The 14317-nt window shown below is 68.2% G+C and carries 15 protein-coding genes; 6 read left to right on the forward strand and 9 right to left on the reverse strand.

Annotated features, from left to right (window positions below):
* Positions 1 to 19: 19 nt before the first annotated feature.
* From ACIP5T_RS09205 to ACIP5T_RS09215, 3 genes are all read right to left on the reverse strand, one after another.
* Complete coding sequence (locus ACIP5T_RS09205; RefSeq protein WP_400862513.1) at positions 20 to 610, reverse strand: TetR/AcrR family transcriptional regulator; 591 nt, start codon at positions 608 to 610, stop codon at positions 20 to 22.
* Positions 611 to 774: 164 nt separating this feature from the next.
* Positions 775 to 1134 carry a fluoride efflux transporter FluC gene (locus ACIP5T_RS09210; RefSeq protein WP_400862514.1) on the reverse strand — a complete coding sequence of 120 codons (360 nt, stop codon included), beginning with the start codon at positions 1132 to 1134 and terminating at the stop codon, positions 775 to 777.
* Positions 1131 to 1520, reverse strand: coding sequence for a fluoride efflux transporter FluC (locus ACIP5T_RS09215; RefSeq protein WP_400862516.1), 390 nt, complete (start codon positions 1518 to 1520; stop codon positions 1131 to 1133). Before ACIP5T_RS09215 ends, ACIP5T_RS09210 begins: the two co-directional genes overlap by 4 nt.
* An 86-nt stretch (positions 1521 to 1606) precedes the next feature.
* Here ACIP5T_RS09215 and ACIP5T_RS09220 point away from each other — a divergent pair, with 86 nt between their 5' ends.
* Positions 1607 to 3136: an FAD-dependent oxidoreductase gene (locus ACIP5T_RS09220; RefSeq protein ID WP_400862518.1), complete on the forward strand. Its 1530-nt coding sequence runs from the start codon at positions 1607 to 1609 to the stop codon at positions 3134 to 3136.
* 3 nt (positions 3137 to 3139) lie between these two features.
* Here ACIP5T_RS09220 and ACIP5T_RS09225 read toward each other — a convergent pair whose 3' ends face one another.
* The 3 genes from ACIP5T_RS09225 to ACIP5T_RS09235 form a co-directional block, all read right to left on the reverse strand.
* The gene (locus ACIP5T_RS09225) at positions 3140 to 3964 is read right to left on the reverse strand and encodes a nitroreductase family protein (protein ID WP_400862520.1); all 825 of its coding nucleotides are present in this window, start codon (positions 3962 to 3964) and stop codon (positions 3140 to 3142) included.
* A gap of 4 nt (positions 3965 to 3968) precedes the next feature.
* Entirely contained in the window at positions 3969 to 4343 is a 375-nt protein-coding gene (locus ACIP5T_RS09230; protein WP_400862522.1) for a hypothetical protein, read from the reverse strand.
* A 191-nt stretch (positions 4344 to 4534) separates the two neighbouring features.
* Complete coding sequence (locus ACIP5T_RS09235; RefSeq protein WP_400862523.1) at positions 4535 to 5323, reverse strand: MerR family transcriptional regulator; 789 nt, start codon at positions 5321 to 5323, stop codon at positions 4535 to 4537.
* A gap of 139 nt (positions 5324 to 5462) precedes the next feature.
* Between ACIP5T_RS09235 and ACIP5T_RS09240 the strand changes: the two genes are divergently transcribed.
* The 3 genes from ACIP5T_RS09240 to ACIP5T_RS09250 all read left to right on the forward strand — a co-directional run bounded on the left by ACIP5T_RS09240 (position 5463) and on the right by ACIP5T_RS09250 (position 9601).
* Positions 5463 to 7949 carry a glycogen/starch/alpha-glucan phosphorylase gene (locus ACIP5T_RS09240; RefSeq protein ID WP_400862525.1) on the forward strand — a complete coding sequence of 829 codons (2487 nt, stop codon included), beginning with the start codon at positions 5463 to 5465 and terminating at the stop codon, positions 7947 to 7949.
* 189 nt (positions 7950 to 8138) lie between these two features.
* Complete coding sequence (locus ACIP5T_RS09245; RefSeq protein ID WP_400862527.1) at positions 8139 to 8978, forward strand: DUF4097 family beta strand repeat-containing protein; 840 nt, start codon at positions 8139 to 8141, stop codon at positions 8976 to 8978.
* Positions 8975 to 9601, forward strand: coding sequence for a PadR family transcriptional regulator (locus ACIP5T_RS09250; RefSeq protein ID WP_400862529.1), 627 nt, complete (start codon positions 8975 to 8977; stop codon positions 9599 to 9601). The genes ACIP5T_RS09245 and ACIP5T_RS09250 overlap by 4 nt, the downstream gene beginning before the upstream one ends.
* 70 nt (positions 9602 to 9671) lie before the next feature.
* Here ACIP5T_RS09250 and ACIP5T_RS09255 read toward each other — a convergent pair whose 3' ends face one another.
* Positions 9672 to 10214, reverse strand: a complete 543-nt coding sequence (locus ACIP5T_RS09255; protein ID WP_400862531.1) for a universal stress protein — start codon at positions 10212 to 10214, stop codon at positions 9672 to 9674.
* Positions 10215 to 10363: 149 nt separating this feature from the next.
* Between ACIP5T_RS09255 and ACIP5T_RS09260 the strand changes: the two genes are divergently transcribed.
* Both ACIP5T_RS09260 and ACIP5T_RS09265 read left to right on the forward strand, forming a co-directional pair.
* Entirely contained in the window at positions 10364 to 10552 is a 189-nt protein-coding gene (locus ACIP5T_RS09260; RefSeq protein ID WP_042537993.1) for a DUF3073 domain-containing protein, read from the forward strand.
* Positions 10553 to 10685: 133 nt separating this feature from the next.
* On the forward strand, positions 10686 to 11507 hold the full coding sequence (locus tag ACIP5T_RS09265) for an MOSC domain-containing protein (RefSeq protein WP_400862533.1): 822 nt from the start codon (positions 10686 to 10688) through the stop codon (positions 11505 to 11507).
* 33 nt (positions 11508 to 11540) lie between these two features.
* Here ACIP5T_RS09265 and ACIP5T_RS09270 read toward each other — a convergent pair whose 3' ends face one another.
* Together ACIP5T_RS09270 and purF are read right to left on the reverse strand one after the other, a co-directional pair.
* Complete coding sequence (locus ACIP5T_RS09270) at positions 11541 to 12869, reverse strand: MFS transporter (RefSeq protein WP_400862535.1); 1329 nt, start codon at positions 12867 to 12869, stop codon at positions 11541 to 11543.
* The gene (purF, locus tag ACIP5T_RS09275) at positions 12842 to 14314 is read right to left on the reverse strand and encodes an amidophosphoribosyltransferase (protein WP_400862537.1); all 1473 of its coding nucleotides are present in this window, start codon (positions 14312 to 14314) and stop codon (positions 12842 to 12844) included. Before purF ends, ACIP5T_RS09270 begins: the two co-directional genes overlap by 28 nt.
* Positions 14315 to 14317 lie beyond the last annotated feature (3 nt).

Here is a 14317-nt window from a genome sequence, read left to right on the forward strand (position 1 = left end):
CGGATTCTCTCTCTGCTGATCAGGCGGATTCTGCGGCGGTGGTTGCTGAGGTGGACGCCTGAGGAGTGAGGATCCCGGCGAGGGCGTCGCGAATGAGCTCTTCGTCGAGCGGCTCGTCATGGATCTGAGAGTGCCAGAGTACGCCGTCGATGAAGACGGCTGCGGCCCTCGCCCTGTCGACTCCGTGAACGGGAGCGATGAAGCCGACGATCTCGTCGGACCAGAGGCGCGCGAACTGACGGACCCGCGGGTCGTGCACGGCGGCGGTGACGACCGCGCGGTCGGCCTGCACCGCGCGCGCGTCATCGAGCCCTCGGCGCACCAGACGTGCGAGGCCTTCAGGCGTCACCCCCTCGACGACCACGGCCTGACGGGTCGCGTCGATGCGCGCCTCGATCTCAGCGGCCAGCGCTCCGATCGCCGCCTCGCGCAGATCGTCGAGCGTCGCGAAGTACTGCGTCGTCGAGCCGAGCGGAACTCCGGCCCGCGCTGCGACCTTGCGGTGGGTGAGGGCATCGACGCCGATCTCGACGATCAGCTCGGCGGCCGCTGTGACGATCTCGCGGCGGCGCGCTTCAGGATCGCGGCGGCGGCGTGTGCCATCGCTCATCCGAGACCCCCCGCGCGATCACCCCTGTACGGGCGTACATGTACGTTTGTACATTCTGCATCCCGAACCTGGGGGTTCGCCCCGCGCACGCCCCGACCGAAAGGCCCGCAGAGGCCCGCAAAGGCCCGCGCAGACGCGAGCTCACCCGCAGACCACCGGGGAGGTCAGAGCAGCGAGCCCAGCGCGAGTCCGAGCCCGGCCGCGAGCAGGCCGAGCACCAGCATCCCGATCGCGTGCAGCGCGGATGCCGAGCGCTCCCCGTCGCGCCAGAGCGAGACCGTGTCCAGCATCGCGGTGCTGAACGTCGTGAACCCGCCGAGCAGACCGGCGCCGAGCAGGAACGCCTGATCCGGCAGCGCGGCGGTGACGATTCCCAGCGCGAAGGATCCGGTGACGTTCACGACGACGATGCCCCAGGGGAAGCGTCGCCCGACGGCCGTCGAGACAGCGCGGTCGAGCAGGTAGCGCAGTACGGCCCCCACTCCTCCGGCGAGTGCGGCGGCGACGAACAGCAGCGGAGTCATGAGCCGGCTCCGGCGATACGGGCGTGCGAGCGCGGCCGCCCGAGTCGCAGTCCGAGAGCCGCTGCCGCGAGGCCGAGCACGAGGCTGACGGTGACGTAGGCGAACGCGAGCAGCGGAGCATCCGTCCACAGCTCGATCGTTCCGGTCATCACCGCGCTGTACGTCGTGAAGCCGCCGAGCACGCCGACGCCGAGGAACACCCTCAGGTCTGAGGCCTGGAGCAGACGGGCGGCGAGGATGCCGATCAGCAGCGACCCGAGCACGTTGACCAGCAGCGTGGCGACCGGGAAGCCACCGGCATCCGCGATCGCGAGCCCGAACCAGAGCCGTGCCGCCGTGCCGATCGCACCGCCGGCGAAGACGAGGAGCAGGCGGCGAAGGGTCACGCGGCAACTCTATCCGCGTCATTGCAAGGCATCCGTCCGATGTCAACCCGCTGTGTGCCAGGAGCGCCGAGGCGAAGACTGTCGTCATGAAGCCACTGTGGAAGCTCGACCGGACCCCGCCCATCGGCACACCGTTCGACCCCGGCGCACGGCATGACGTGATCGTGGTCGGAGCCGGACTCACCGGGCTCTCCACCGCGGTGATGCTGACGCGCGCAGGGCTCGACGTCGCCGTGATCGAGGCGGGCGACGTCGCCGAACTCGCGACCGGAGGCAACACCGGCAAGCTGACACTGCTGCAGGGCAAGCGCCTCGCCGAGATCCGTAGACATCACCCCGCGTCGCTCGTTCAGGCGTACGTCGACGCCAACCGCGAGGGCATGGACTGGCTGGTCGGCTTCGCCGATCACGCAGGAGTCGGCTACGAGCGACGGATCGATCACTCGTATGCGCAGGACCCGAGTGGGGTGGACTCCGTGCGCGAGGTGCATGAGGCTGCGCGCGAAGCCGGCCTTGCCACCAGGATGCTCAGTCGCGCAGAGCTGGCAGACACGGCGTTCCCCGTCGTCGGAGCCGTGGCGCTCGACGACCAGGTGACGATCGACCCTGCTCTGGTGTCGCAGGCGCTCGCTGAGGAGCTGCTCGCCACCGGCGGCACTCTGCACACGGGCGTCAGGGTCACCGCCACCCACGTCCTCCCCGAGCCGCGCGTCGAGACGCCCGTGGGCCCGATGTTCGCCGAGCACATCGTGATCGCGACGGGATACCCGATCCTCGACCGCGGCCTGTACTTCACGAAGATGCGGGCCTTCCGCTCGTACTGCGTCTCGTTCCGCGTCGCAGGCGACGTGCCGGACTCGACCTTCATCTCGCTCGACTCTCCCAGCCGCTCGATCCGTCCGGTGTCCCCCGCCGACGGCCCCGGCGGCACGGCGCAGCTCATCGTCGGCGGCAACGGGCATCCGGTCGGGCGCTCCGACAGCGAGGCGGCCGCCGTCGACGACCTGGTCGAGTGGACGAAGAAGCACTTCCCCGGCGCGGAGGAGACGCACCGCTGGTCGGCGCAGGACTACGAGTCGCACAATCAGATCCCCTTCGTGGGGGCGATGCCGCGGGGACTCGGCAGCATCCGCTTCGCCACGGGCTATGCCAAGTGGGGGCTGTCGAACGCGCCGGCCGCGGCTCTGCGTCTGACCGCCGAGATCCTCGGTGCGAGCTGGCATGACCGGCCGTCGTGGATGGTCAAGCTCGGCACGAGACTGACGGTGCCGGCGGATCTCGCCCGAGGAGCTGCCGAGGGAGCGAAGGTCGCTGCCGCCGCGACGAGCGGATGGGTGGATGCCGAGCGCCGCCCCGTGCCCGTGCCGAAGCCGGCCGAAGGCGAAGGCGTGGTCGCCAACCGCAGCGGACGCCCCGTCGCCATCTCGACGGTCGACGGTGTGACCCGCGCGGTCTCGGCGGTATGCCCGCACCTGGGCGGAGTGCTGGCCTGGAACGACGAGGAGTGCACGTGGGACTGCCCGCTGCATGCCTCGCGCTTCACGGCCGACGGCACGCGCATCGAAGGCCCTGCGCTGCAGGACCTCAAGGCGCTGCCCCGCAAGAGCGGGGGCTGAGCGTCAGCTCGCCGCCGGTGCGCCTGCGCCCGGCGGCGGGGAGTCCCAGCCCTGCTGAGGCTCGTCGCAGTTCTCGCGGAACACGTACTGCGAGGCGAGCTTGCGCTGATGGCTCGACCAGTCGATGGCCGGGCGGCGCTGCTCGGGCGGCAGGTAGCCGAGGCGGTAGACGGCCATGAGCTCGAGGTCGTCGGGCACCCGCAGCAGCTTGACGATCTCGTCCCACTGCCCCGGAACCTCCATCGGGAACGAGATGAACTGGATGCCCATGCCGAGCTCGACCGTGGTGAGCCAGACGTTCTCCATGGCCGCGCCCATGCTGAACACCGAGTAGAACGACGAGAGCTGGCCCGGTCGATACTCGCTGCGATCGAGCATCACGCCCAGCAGCAGCGGTGAGCCGGCGACCAGCTTGTGGTTCTCCTCGCCCAGGGTCTTCGGCACCCCGAACGTGTTCATCAGCTTCTGGCCGCGTTTGGTGAACACCTGGCTCGTGAACGGGCGAAGGGCTGCGGGGAGTTTGTCGAACAGCATCCCGCTGCGCTTCTCCTCCATCTCGGCCTGACTGAAGCGGAAGTAGGGCTTGTAGCGCTCGAAGAACGTGCCGTTCGACATCGCCTCGGTCATGCTGTCGCCCGAGATGCGTGCGATCCTGTCGATCGTGTCGCGGCTCTCGATGACGACGAACCGCCACGGCTGACTGTTCAGCTGCGAGGGTGCGCGGCCCGCTGCTTCGAGCAGGATGCGCTGATGCTCCTCCGACACCGGGTCTGGCAGGAAGGGCCCGTTCGTGGTCTTGCGGCGGCGGATGGCGTCGAGCAGTTCCATGCGTTCACTTCCGGTCGGTGGCGAGGCGCGAGCAGATGAGGCCCGCGACGATGAAGGGGGCTGCGGCGAGCGCGACGAGCGGATGCCGTCGGCCGTGGGTGCCGAGATACGGGATGGCGGCGAGCGGAGCAGCGGCGGGCGCCAGGGCCAGTGCCGCGCGACGGCTGGCGTGCTTCGGCGTGCCCCAGAAGATCGCCGAGAATGCGGCGGCAGAGGTCACACACGTGGCGATGTAGATCGCGTGGTGCAACCAGCGGAAGTTGCTCGTGTCGATGAGTCTGGCGGCGACCGCCGAGCCGAGGGCGACGTTCGCGGTGTACGCGACGGCCGCCGCCGCGAACAGCGGCGCAGCATCCGTGCGTCTGCGTCGGTGGCCCATGCCATGACCCTACGCCCACGCCCGGCATCCGCTCTCGGCCTTGCCCCGACGTCTGGATCTGTGCAAAGCGGGGTGTGTCGGTGCGGCCGGGCACGCACCACCGGCGCGGTGCGGGGGTCAGTTACGCACCTGAATCGGGCGATTCGGATGCGTAACTGACCCCGCACGACCAGCGGATGCTGTCCAGCGCGTTACAGGTTGCCCTCCGCGTAGATGCGGAGCGCGTCGCGGACGAACTCCGCGCCCTGCGTGCCACCCGCCGACGTCGCGTAGTTCGCGCCGAAGCGCGGGTCTGCGACGTACATCTCGCCGAGTCCGATGACGTATGCCTTGACGTCGCCGCCCGGCACAGCCGCGGGGGTACCCGGGATGCCGGTGAGCCACTCGACGTGGCGCCGGGCGATGGCCTGTGCCTCGGCGGATGCCGGGTCGATGCCGCTCTCTGCGGCGGCGATCCAGTCGCGGCCGAGGTCGGACACGCGCTGTTGCCAGTCGGCGCGTTCGGCGTCGGTCATCCCGCGCCACCAGCGGTCGCTGTCGGCGTAGGTCTTGCGACCCCAACGCTGTTCGACCTCCTCCTTGTACTGGGTGTGGTCGAAACCGTCGAACATGTTCTCTGCCATGAGTTCTTCACCTCCTTTCAATGCGTTGATGGTGTTCTCGACCGATGCGATCTGTCGCGCCAGCCGGTTCTGCTCCTCACGCAGCAGCGCGAGGTGTGTCTCGAGGGCGGACTCCTCGCTCTGCCGTGGAGTAGCCGGGTTCAGCACCTCGGCGATCTGCGGCAGCCCGAGTCCGAGCTCGCGCAGCAGCAGGATGCGCTGCAGGCGCACGAGAGCGGACTCGTCGTAATGGCGATAGCCGTTGTGCGCAATGCGCGACGGCGGCAGCAGGCCGACGTCGTCATAGTGGCGCAGGGTTCTGCTGGTGGTGCCCGCCAGTCGGGCGATCTCCTGGATCGACCAATCACGACCGGTCATCGCGTCCTCCTTCCGTGGATCCGTTCTGCGATAACTCCACGGTAGAAGTTGACGTTGCGTCAAGGTCAAGCCAGGCCTGAACCGATATTCTTCATCCGCCCGTGACACGAATCGGCCCGCCGCTCGCTACGGTCGTCACGTGCCCGAATCACACTCCTCCCTGCATCCGCTCGCCCTCGCTCCTGTGATCGCTCCGCCGAGCACCGCGGATGAGTTCGCGAAGCGCTTCCTGCACAACCTCAACTTCGATCGCGGCGTCGCGCTGTCGGCATCCAGCGCGAACGACCGCTATCTCGCGCTCGCGCACACCGTGCGCGACTACCTGATGGCGCGGTGGCTCGAAGATGTGCGGCACCAGAAGGAGGTGCAGGCGAAGGGCGTCTGCTACCTCTCGGCCGAGTATCTGCTGGGGCGCCAGCTCGACAACAACCTGCTCGCCGCCGATCTCACGGAGGTCGCGGATGAGGCGCTCGCCTCGTGCGGCGTCTCGCTCGACGAACTGCGCGCCCACGAGGTCGAGCCCGGCCTCGGCAACGGCGGACTCGGGCGCCTCGCGGCCTGCTTCATCGACTCGCTCGCCACGATGGCGGTGCCGAGCATCGGCTACGGCATCCGCTACGAATACGGCATCTTCCGCCAGACGTTCGTCGACGGGCAGCAGGTCGAGCAGCCCGACGCGTGGCTCGCTCTCGGCTCTCCGTGGGAGTTCGCCCGCCCAGAGGACGCGCAGACCATCGCGTTCGGCGGCCACACCGAGAAGTACGACGACGAGGGCGTGACCCGCAGTCGCTGGGTGCCCGCGTGGAACGTGCAGGCGGTGCCGTACAACTACATGGTCCCCGGGTTCCGGAACGGCCGGGTCAACACGCTGCGCCTCTGGAGCGCGGTCGCCACCAGCGCCTTCGATCTGCGCATCTTCAACTCGGGCGACTACGAAGAGGCCGTGCGGGCGCAGACCTACGCCGAGAACATCTCGAAGGTGCTCTACCCCGAAGACTCCACCCCGCAGGGCAAAGAGCTGCGACTGCAGCAGCAGTACTTCTTCGTCGCGGCCTCGATCCACGACTTCCTCGACAACATGCTCGCCGACGGCTTCGACCTCGCGAACCTTCCCGACCGCGTGATCTTCCAGCTCAACGACACCCATCCCGTGATCGCCGTGCCCGAGTTCATGCGCGTGCTCATCGACGAGAGGCACCTCGAGTGGGATGCCGCGTGGGCGATCACCCGGCAGTGCTTCGCCTACACGTGCCACACGCTGCTGCCCGAAGCGCTCGAGGTCTGGCCGGTCGAACTGCTCGGCCGCCTGCTGCCCCGCCATCTCGAGATCATCTACCGCATCAACGACGAGTTCCTCGTGGCGGTGCGCGAGCGCTTCGGCGACGACGAGATGCTCGTGCGCAACATGTCGATCATCGCCGAGCATCCGGTCCGCTCCGTGCGCATGGCGTATCTCGCCACTGTCGCCGGTGCGAAGGTCAACGGCGTGGCCGAACTGCACTCGCAGCTGCTCCGCGACAAGGTGCTCCATGACTTCGATGCGTTCTTCCCCGGAAAGTTCACCAACGTCACGAACGGCGTCACGCCTCGACGGTTCCTGCGTCTCGCCAACCCCGAGCTCTCGTCCCTCATCACCGCGGCGATCGGCGACGGCTGGACCACCGACCTCGAGCGGCTGCACGAGCTGGAGCCGCTCGCCGAGGATGCCGAGTTCCGCACGGCGTTCGCCGGAGTCAAAGCCGCGAACAAGCGCCGCCTCAGCGAGGTGCTGCGCGAGCGCGACGGCGTCGAGATCAGCGACGGACACATGCTCGACGTCATGGTCAAGCGCCTGCACGAGTACAAGCGCCAGCTGCTGAAGGTGCTGCACATCGTCACGACCTACGAGGGCGTGATCTCGGGCCGCATCGCCGTGTCGGACGTCGTGCCCCGCACCGCGATCTTCGGGGCGAAGGCGGCGCCCGGCTATGCGATGGCGAAGCGCATCATCCACCTGATCAACGCCGTCGGCGAGGTCGTGAACACCGACCCTCGTCTCGAAGGCCGACTGAAGGTCGCCTTCCCGCCGAACTACAACGTGACCCTCGCCGAACGCGTGATCCCCGCCGCCGACCTGTCGGAGCAGATCTCGCTCGCCGGCAAAGAGGCATCGGGCACGGGCAACATGAAGTTCGCCCTGAACGGCGCGCTCACGATCGGCACGGATGACGGCGCGAACGTCGAGATCCGCGAGCTCGTGGGCGACGACAACTTCTACCTGTTCGGCATGAGCGAGCCCGAGGTCGAGGCCCTCAGCCTCCGCGGATACCGACCGCAGGAGTTCTACCAGGCCGACGAGGGCCTGCGTCGGGCGATCGACCTGATCGCCTCCGGCGCGTTCTCACGGGGTGACCGCTCGGTGTTCGAGCCCGTGGTCTCGAACCTGCTCTACGAGGACCGCTTCATGGTGCTCGCCGACTACGCGTCGTACATCGAGGCACAGGGAGCAGTGGATGCCGCGTACGCCGACCAGGATGCGTGGACCCGCTCGGCGATCCTCAACGTCGCCCGCACCGGGTTCTTCTCGTCCGACCGCTCGATCCGTGACTACATCGACCGGATATGGCACACCCCGCCGCTCGCCTGAAGGCGCTCCCGGCCCGTTTGTAGGACCGAAGCACGTCTGCAGGAGCATCCCGGCCTGCCGCTCCTGCAGACGCGCCGGGATCCTGCACACGGCACACTCAGGAATCTCCCTGTTGACAAAGTCGAGATATATCGTGTTACCCTTCTCGAACACGATATATCGTGTTCCCTCGAACCAGGAGAAGCAGACATGACCGAGAAGTGGCTCATCGCCCCCGGCGAAGAACGCGTCATCGACATCGAGAACGTCACCCGACTGAAGATCGGTCTGGTGGGCGGACAGGTCGATGTCATCGCGCACGACGAACCCGGCATCCGCATCGAGGTGCACGGTGTCACCACCAAGGATCTCCGCATCGAAGCCAACGACGGCGAGGTCGAGATCGATCACCCGCAGCTCGGCTGGGACAACTTCCTCGAGGTGTTCCGCAACTTCGGCTCCGGCGGCCCCAAGGCCGAGGTCAGCGTCGCCGTGCCCCGCTCCATCGCCCTCAACCTCGGCGTCGTCAGCGCCGGCGCACTCGTCTCGGGCATCCGTAACGACGCCCGCCTCAACACCGTCTCCGGCGACCTCATCGTCGACACGCTCATCGGCGACCTCACGGTCAACTCGGTGTCCGGCGACGTGCAGGTGCGCGGCCTCACGGGCTCGATCAGTGCGAACAGCGTCTCAGGAGATGTCGCGGTCACCGGCACCATCCGCCGCGCCACGGTCGACATCGTCTCGGGGTCGACGCTGGTCGACGCAGCGGGCGACGTGAACACCATCAACGTCAACTCGGTCTCCGGCGGCACCACCGTGCGCCTCGACGAGTCGCTCGCCGCGAACTACGTCGTGCGCTCGCTGAGCGGTCGCCTGCTGATCGACGGCATCGAGCGCGGCTCCTCCGGAATCAACAACTACACGGGCTCGACCGGCGAGCTGGCGGGTCGCTTCGTCGATCTCCGCGCGAACTCCGTGTCGGGCGGCGTCACGATCCTCCGTCGCACGCCGGCCTCGATCACAGATGATGCGGAGTGGGAAGCATGAGTCCCGCAGTCTTCTCCCACGGCGACCTCAGGCTCTACCTGCTGTCGTTGCTCGCCGAGGCCCCCCAGCACGGATACGGCATCATCCAGGCCCTGACCGACCGCACGGGCGGCACCTACACGCCGAGCGCCGGCACCATCTACCCGCGGCTCGCGAAGCTCGAGGAAGAGGGGCTGGTCAGCAAGACCGTCGACGGCCGCACGACCATCTACTCGATCACGGATGCCGGACGCGCCGAGCTCACGTCACGCGAAGGCGACCTCGCGGGCATCGAGGCGGGTCTCACCGACTCGGTGCGCCTGATCGCCAACGAGGTCCGCCAGAGCGTCAAAGAGGCCATGAAGAGCCTTCGCGCCGACCTGGCCACGGCTGAGAAGGACGACCGCGCAGCATCCAAGTCCCGCCCGCGCACCGCAGGCGACGACGAGCGCATCGTCAGCCGCGAGGAACTGCACCGAGCGGATGCCGTCATCAACGCCTTCCGCGCCCGCGTGCGCACCGACCTCCGCACCCACGTGGCGAAGGGCGGCACGTTGCCGACATCCGTCGTCACGCAGCTGGAGGACGGACTGGATGCCGCAGCGCGAGGCATCACCACCGCCCTGGCCTCGCTCGGGCGCTGACCCCTGCCAAGACCGCCGAAGCCCCTCCCGTCGTATGACGTGAGGGGCTTCGGCGGTTCGGATGGCTGACCTACTCCGTCCAGATCTCCGGCTGGGTGTCCGGCACCGGGTCTTGCAGGGGCACGACGAGCACCGACCTGTGCTGACGATGCGCGAGACGGGCGGCGACCGATCCGGTGAAGAACTCGCGGATCGACTCTCCGATGCCGCGCTTGCGCGTGCCGACGACGATCAGCTGGGCGTCGAGCTTGGTCGCGAGCTGCTTGATGGCGAGGGCCGGGTCGCCGACGAGCTGGCGGGCGGTCCACGTCAGGCCCGTTCCGTCGAGGGCGGCGGTGGCTTCGGCCTGCACGGCCTCGAACTCGGCTGTTCCGGCGTCGATGTTGATGTCGATGGGTGCCGAGTGCACGTAGCCGTCAGGATCTTCGTAGGTGACGAAGCGCGTGACGTCGACGTGCGCCACCACGAGCGGCACTCGGAGCAGCCGCGCGAATCGCGCCGCTTCTTCGATCACACGCACCGGCTGACCCGGCTGCATCCCGACGATCACGGCCTTCTGCAGTGTCGCGTTCTGCGCGGCCTCATCGGTGGGCCTCGAGGTGTCATCAGTCATGAGGATCGCTCCCTTCACCAGCTGCCAACGGGCCAGTGCGGTCCGGCCGCGTGCTATTCTGAATGCTACTCTTACCGGCCCTCAGCCGGTGTCGTGAATGACTCGGGCAGATGGTTGCCCGCAGCTTAACTCGTGAGGGGGTCTCAGGCATGGGCCGTGGCCGTCAAAAGGCGAAACACACCAAGATCGCCCGCGAACTGAAGTCGTTCAGTCCGTCGGTGAACTACTCGGCGCTCGAGCGCGAGCTCGCGCACCCGAGCGACGCTGAAGACGCATACGTCGACAAGTGGGCCGACGAGTATGCAGACGAAGACGAGGACGAACTCGAAAAGGCCTGACCGCCGATTCGTTCGTCGTCGACTCCCCCGTGCGCTGCACGGGGGTTTCGTCGTGCCCGGAATGCCGGAACTGAGCGCAGCCCGTGCCCTGTCGGTCGCGGACGGACCTCGACCGGCCTGAGAGGATCTCCTCATGGCTCGTGTCGTCTCGCTCTTCCGTCACCCGATCAAGGGCTTCACTCCCGAACCCGTCGACTCCCTGACCGTGCAGTCCGACGGCCGGATCGCGGGCGATCGCGTGCTGGCGTTCCGCTTCGCCGATGCGACCGATCCCGAGCACCGCGACGGGCTCGACCACTGGCCGAAGGCGAAGGGACTCTCGCTGCAGGATTTCCCGGGGCTTGCCACCCTGCGCACCGACTACGACGATGATCGGCAGCGGGTGCGGATCGAGCACAGCGGAACAGTGCTCGTCGAGGCCGGGCTCGACGACTCGGGCCGGGTCGAGCTCGCGGACGCCGTGACCGAGTTCGTGCTCGCGAGTGCCGAAGGCCGACGGATCCGACGCCCGGGGCGACTGCCGCTCGTGCTGGTGGGCGACGGCGTGACATCGAGATTCCAGGACCGCGCTCGCGGCTACGTCTCGGTGCACAGTCGAGGCAGCGTCGACGCCCTGAGCGACGCCCTCGGCTTCGGCATCGACGACCGCCGATTCCGCTCGAACGTCGTCATCGACGACGCCGCCCCCTGGTCCGAGCTCGACTGGACGGGCGAGCTGAGCATCGGCCGGGTGACGTTCCGCGCGGCGGGTCCGATCGTGCGGTGCCTGGCGACACATGCGAACCCCGACACCGGTGTGCGCGATGCGAAGGTGCTCAAGACCCTCACCAGCGACCTCGGGCAAGACGAGCCGACGCTCGGGCGACTGCTGCTTCCGCCCCGGGCCGACACCGACGGATCGGCGGAGTGGGCCGGCGGCACGATCAGCATCGGCGACGAGGTGCGGGCGCACTGAGGCCGCACCGGGTGCCGGGCCTCGCGCCGCGAGTCACCAGCGACCGTGTCGGCGCTCCCAGTCCTCTTCGATCGTGCGGCGACGGCCCGCGACCCACCCGGCGGGGATGACCGCGATCAGCACGCCCACGAGAAGCCACAGCGGGATGAGCCAGCTGTCGGTGAGGTCGTGCAGCAGCCCGATCAGCAGCGGGAACACGGCGGCGACGGCATATCCGATGCTCTGCACGAAACCGCTGAGCGCCACCGCGCTCTCGGGCGTGCGGGAGCGGATGCTGAGCAGCACGAGAGCGAGCGGGAACAGCGCGGCCGCCAGCCCGAAGAACGCCACCCACAGCGGCAGGCCGACCGTCGGGAAGAACAGCATCCCCGCGAGGCCGACGAGACCGCAGCTGATCGCGATGAAGAAGACCGGACGCGTCGCCTGGAACCGCACGATGAGGATGGGCACGAGCAGCGAGCACGGCAGTCCCATGAGACCGAACAGGGACAGCAGCAGACCGGCGTTGGCGGGTGACACCCCACCCACATCGATCATGATCGTGGGGAGCCAGGCGAAGGACACGTAGGCGATCGTCGAGGACGCCGCGAACACGAGCGCGATCGACCACGCCATCGGCAGTCGCCAGAGCCGACCGAAAGCCCGAGGATTCGCGGGCGTCGTCGCGATCGGACCGGTCGCCATGGAGGCGGCATCCGCATCGGTCTCGGCCTCGGCGGCGGCGGGAGCGCTCCGCGGGGTCGCGTCCGCGACCGCATCCGCCCGACTCGTGACCAGCATCGCCACCCACGGCACCAGCGCGATCGCGGCGAACACGCCCCAGAGCCCCAGCGAGACCCGCCACCCCGCCGAGTCGGCGAGGGGCACCGCGACCAGCGGTGGCACGAACGTCGACACGGCCATGGTGGTCGAGTAGACGGTCATCATCAGGCCGAGACGATCGGGGAAGTACTTCTTGACGAGTGGCGGCAGCAGCACGTTGCCGGAACCGACACCCGCGAAGACCACGGCCGTCGCTGCGAGCAGCGATGTCGAGTCGACGGCGAGGCTGCGCAGCAGCAACCCGGCCGCGATCAGCGCGATCGCGACCACCGCCACACGCTCGAGCCCGAAACGCCGCTCGAACAGCGGCGTGAGCAGGCCGAAGACGGCGAAGCACACCGGCGGTGCTGCGCCGATCAGTCCGACGACGACCGACGACACCGCGAAGTCGTCGGAGACGTGGTCGAGCACGGGCGACAAGGATGCCACGGCCGACCGCAACGAGAACGCCACCAGGACGATGCCGACGAGAGCGAGCGCACGACCACGCCAAAGCGGCTGCGCACCCGAGGTCACGAGGTCTGCGACCCCTCCACCCACGCGAGGTACTCGTCGGAGACCGTGCCGGTGACATACCGACCGTCGAAGCAGCTCATGTCGAGATCGCTCAGCACGGAGCCCTCGGTGATCGCAGCCTTGAGGTCTTCGACCTCCTGGTAGACCAGGTGGTCGCAGCCCAGCTCGGTGGCGATCTCGGGGATCGTCCGCCCGTGGGCGATGAGCTCGTGGCGCGACGGCATGTTGATGCCGTAGACGTGCGGATACCGCACGGGCGGCGCCGCGGAGGCGAACGTCACCGAGGTGGCACCGGCATCCCGGGCCATCTGGATGATCTCCTTCGACGTCGTGCCACGCACGATGGAGTCGTCGATCAGAAGCACGTTCTTGCCCTGGAACTCGGTCGACATGGCGTTCAGCTTCTGCCGCACGCTCTTCTTGCGCACGGCCTGACCGGGCATGATGAAGGTGCGGCCGACGTAACGGTTCTTGTAGAAGCCCTCGCGATATTCGATTCCCAGCTTGCGAGCGACCTCCATGGCCGCGGGCCGAGACGAATCGGGGATCGGCATGACGACGTCGATCTTGTCCATCGGCACGTGCTTGGCGATCGTGTCGGCGAGCTTGTCGCCCATCCGCAGGCGGGACTCGTAGACCGAGACGCCGTTCATGACCGAGTCGGGTCGCGCGAGGTAGACGTACTCGAAGGCGCACGGCGCGAGCATCGCGTCCTTCGCGCACTGCCTGCTGTGCAGTTCGCCCTCGTTCGTGATGAAGATCGCCTCGCCGGGTTCGACCTCGCGGACCACCTCGTAGTCGGCGTTCTCGAGCACCAGAGACTCGCTCGCGACGACCCACTCGTCGCGCCCCTCAGCGCCGGGGACGGTCGAGGGACGGCGTCCGAGGATGAGGGGGCGGATGCCGAACGGGTCACGGAACGCGAGCAGACCGTAGCCGGCGATGACCGCGATGACCGCATAGGCGCCCTCGATGCGCTCGTGGGTGCGTTCGACCGCCTCGAAGACCCGCTCGGCGTCGAGGTCGACCGTCGAGGTGGTGTTCTGCAGCTCGCCGGCCAGCACGTTGAGCAGCAGCTCGGTGTCGCTCGAGGAGTTGAGGTGACGGCGGTCGCGCTTGGCCATGTCGGCCGTGAGCTCACGCGTGTTCGTCAGGTTGCCATTGTGGATGAGGATGATGCCGTAGGGCGCGTTCACGTAAAACGGCTGCATCTCCTCCTCGTTCGACGCGGTGCCCTTCGTCGCGTACCGCACATGCCCGAGCCCGACGTTGCCGAGGAGTCCGCGCATGTCGCGCGTGCGGAACGCCTCGCGGACCATGCCCTGCGCCTTGGCGTTGTGCATCACGCCGTTCGCCTCGGCGGTCGCGATGCCCGTTGCATCCTGACCGCGGTGCTGCAGCAGCAGGAGTGCGTCGTAGATGTCCTGATTGACCGGGGCAGAGCCCACCATTCCGACGATGCCGCACATGGA

The sequence above is a fragment of the Microbacterium sp. NPDC088619 genome (assembly GCF_044752825.1).
In the GTDB taxonomy this organism is placed as follows: Bacteria; Actinomycetota; Actinomycetes; order Actinomycetales; family Microbacteriaceae; genus Microbacterium.

What these genes read in the sequence shown, in the direction of transcription:
- ACIP5T_RS09205 (WP_400862513.1), bottom strand. Translation starts at nt 610, where the DNA reads ATGAGCGATGGCACACGCCGCCGCCGCGATCCTGAAGCGCGCCGCCGC.
- ACIP5T_RS09210 (WP_400862514.1), bottom strand. Translation starts at nt 1,134, where the DNA reads ATGACTCCGCTGCTGTTCGTCGCCGCCGCACTCGCCGGAGGAGTGGGG.
- ACIP5T_RS09220 (WP_400862518.1), top strand. Translation starts at nt 1,607, where the DNA reads ATGAAGCCACTGTGGAAGCTCGACCGGACCCCGCCCATCGGCACACCG.
- ACIP5T_RS09225 (WP_400862520.1), bottom strand. Translation starts at nt 3,964, where the DNA reads ATGGAACTGCTCGACGCCATCCGCCGCCGCAAGACCACGAACGGGCCC.
- ACIP5T_RS09230 (WP_400862522.1), bottom strand. Translation starts at nt 4,343, where the DNA reads ATGGGCCACCGACGCAGACGCACGGATGCTGCGCCGCTGTTCGCGGCG.
- ACIP5T_RS09235 (WP_400862523.1), bottom strand. Translation starts at nt 5,323, where the DNA reads ATGACCGGTCGTGATTGGTCGATCCAGGAGATCGCCCGACTGGCGGGC.
- ACIP5T_RS09245 (WP_400862527.1), top strand. Translation starts at nt 8,139, where the DNA reads ATGACCGAGAAGTGGCTCATCGCCCCCGGCGAAGAACGCGTCATCGAC.
- ACIP5T_RS09250 (WP_400862529.1), top strand. Translation starts at nt 8,975, where the DNA reads ATGAGTCCCGCAGTCTTCTCCCACGGCGACCTCAGGCTCTACCTGCTG.
- ACIP5T_RS09255 (WP_400862531.1), bottom strand. Translation starts at nt 10,214, where the DNA reads ATGACTGATGACACCTCGAGGCCCACCGATGAGGCCGCGCAGAACGCG.
- ACIP5T_RS09260 (WP_042537993.1), top strand. Translation starts at nt 10,364, where the DNA reads ATGGGCCGTGGCCGTCAAAAGGCGAAACACACCAAGATCGCCCGCGAA.
- ACIP5T_RS09265 (WP_400862533.1), top strand. Translation starts at nt 10,686, where the DNA reads ATGGCTCGTGTCGTCTCGCTCTTCCGTCACCCGATCAAGGGCTTCACT.
- purF (WP_400862537.1), bottom strand. Translation starts at nt 14,314, where the DNA reads ATGTGCGGCATCGTCGGAATGGTGGGCTCTGCCCCGGTCAATCAGGAC.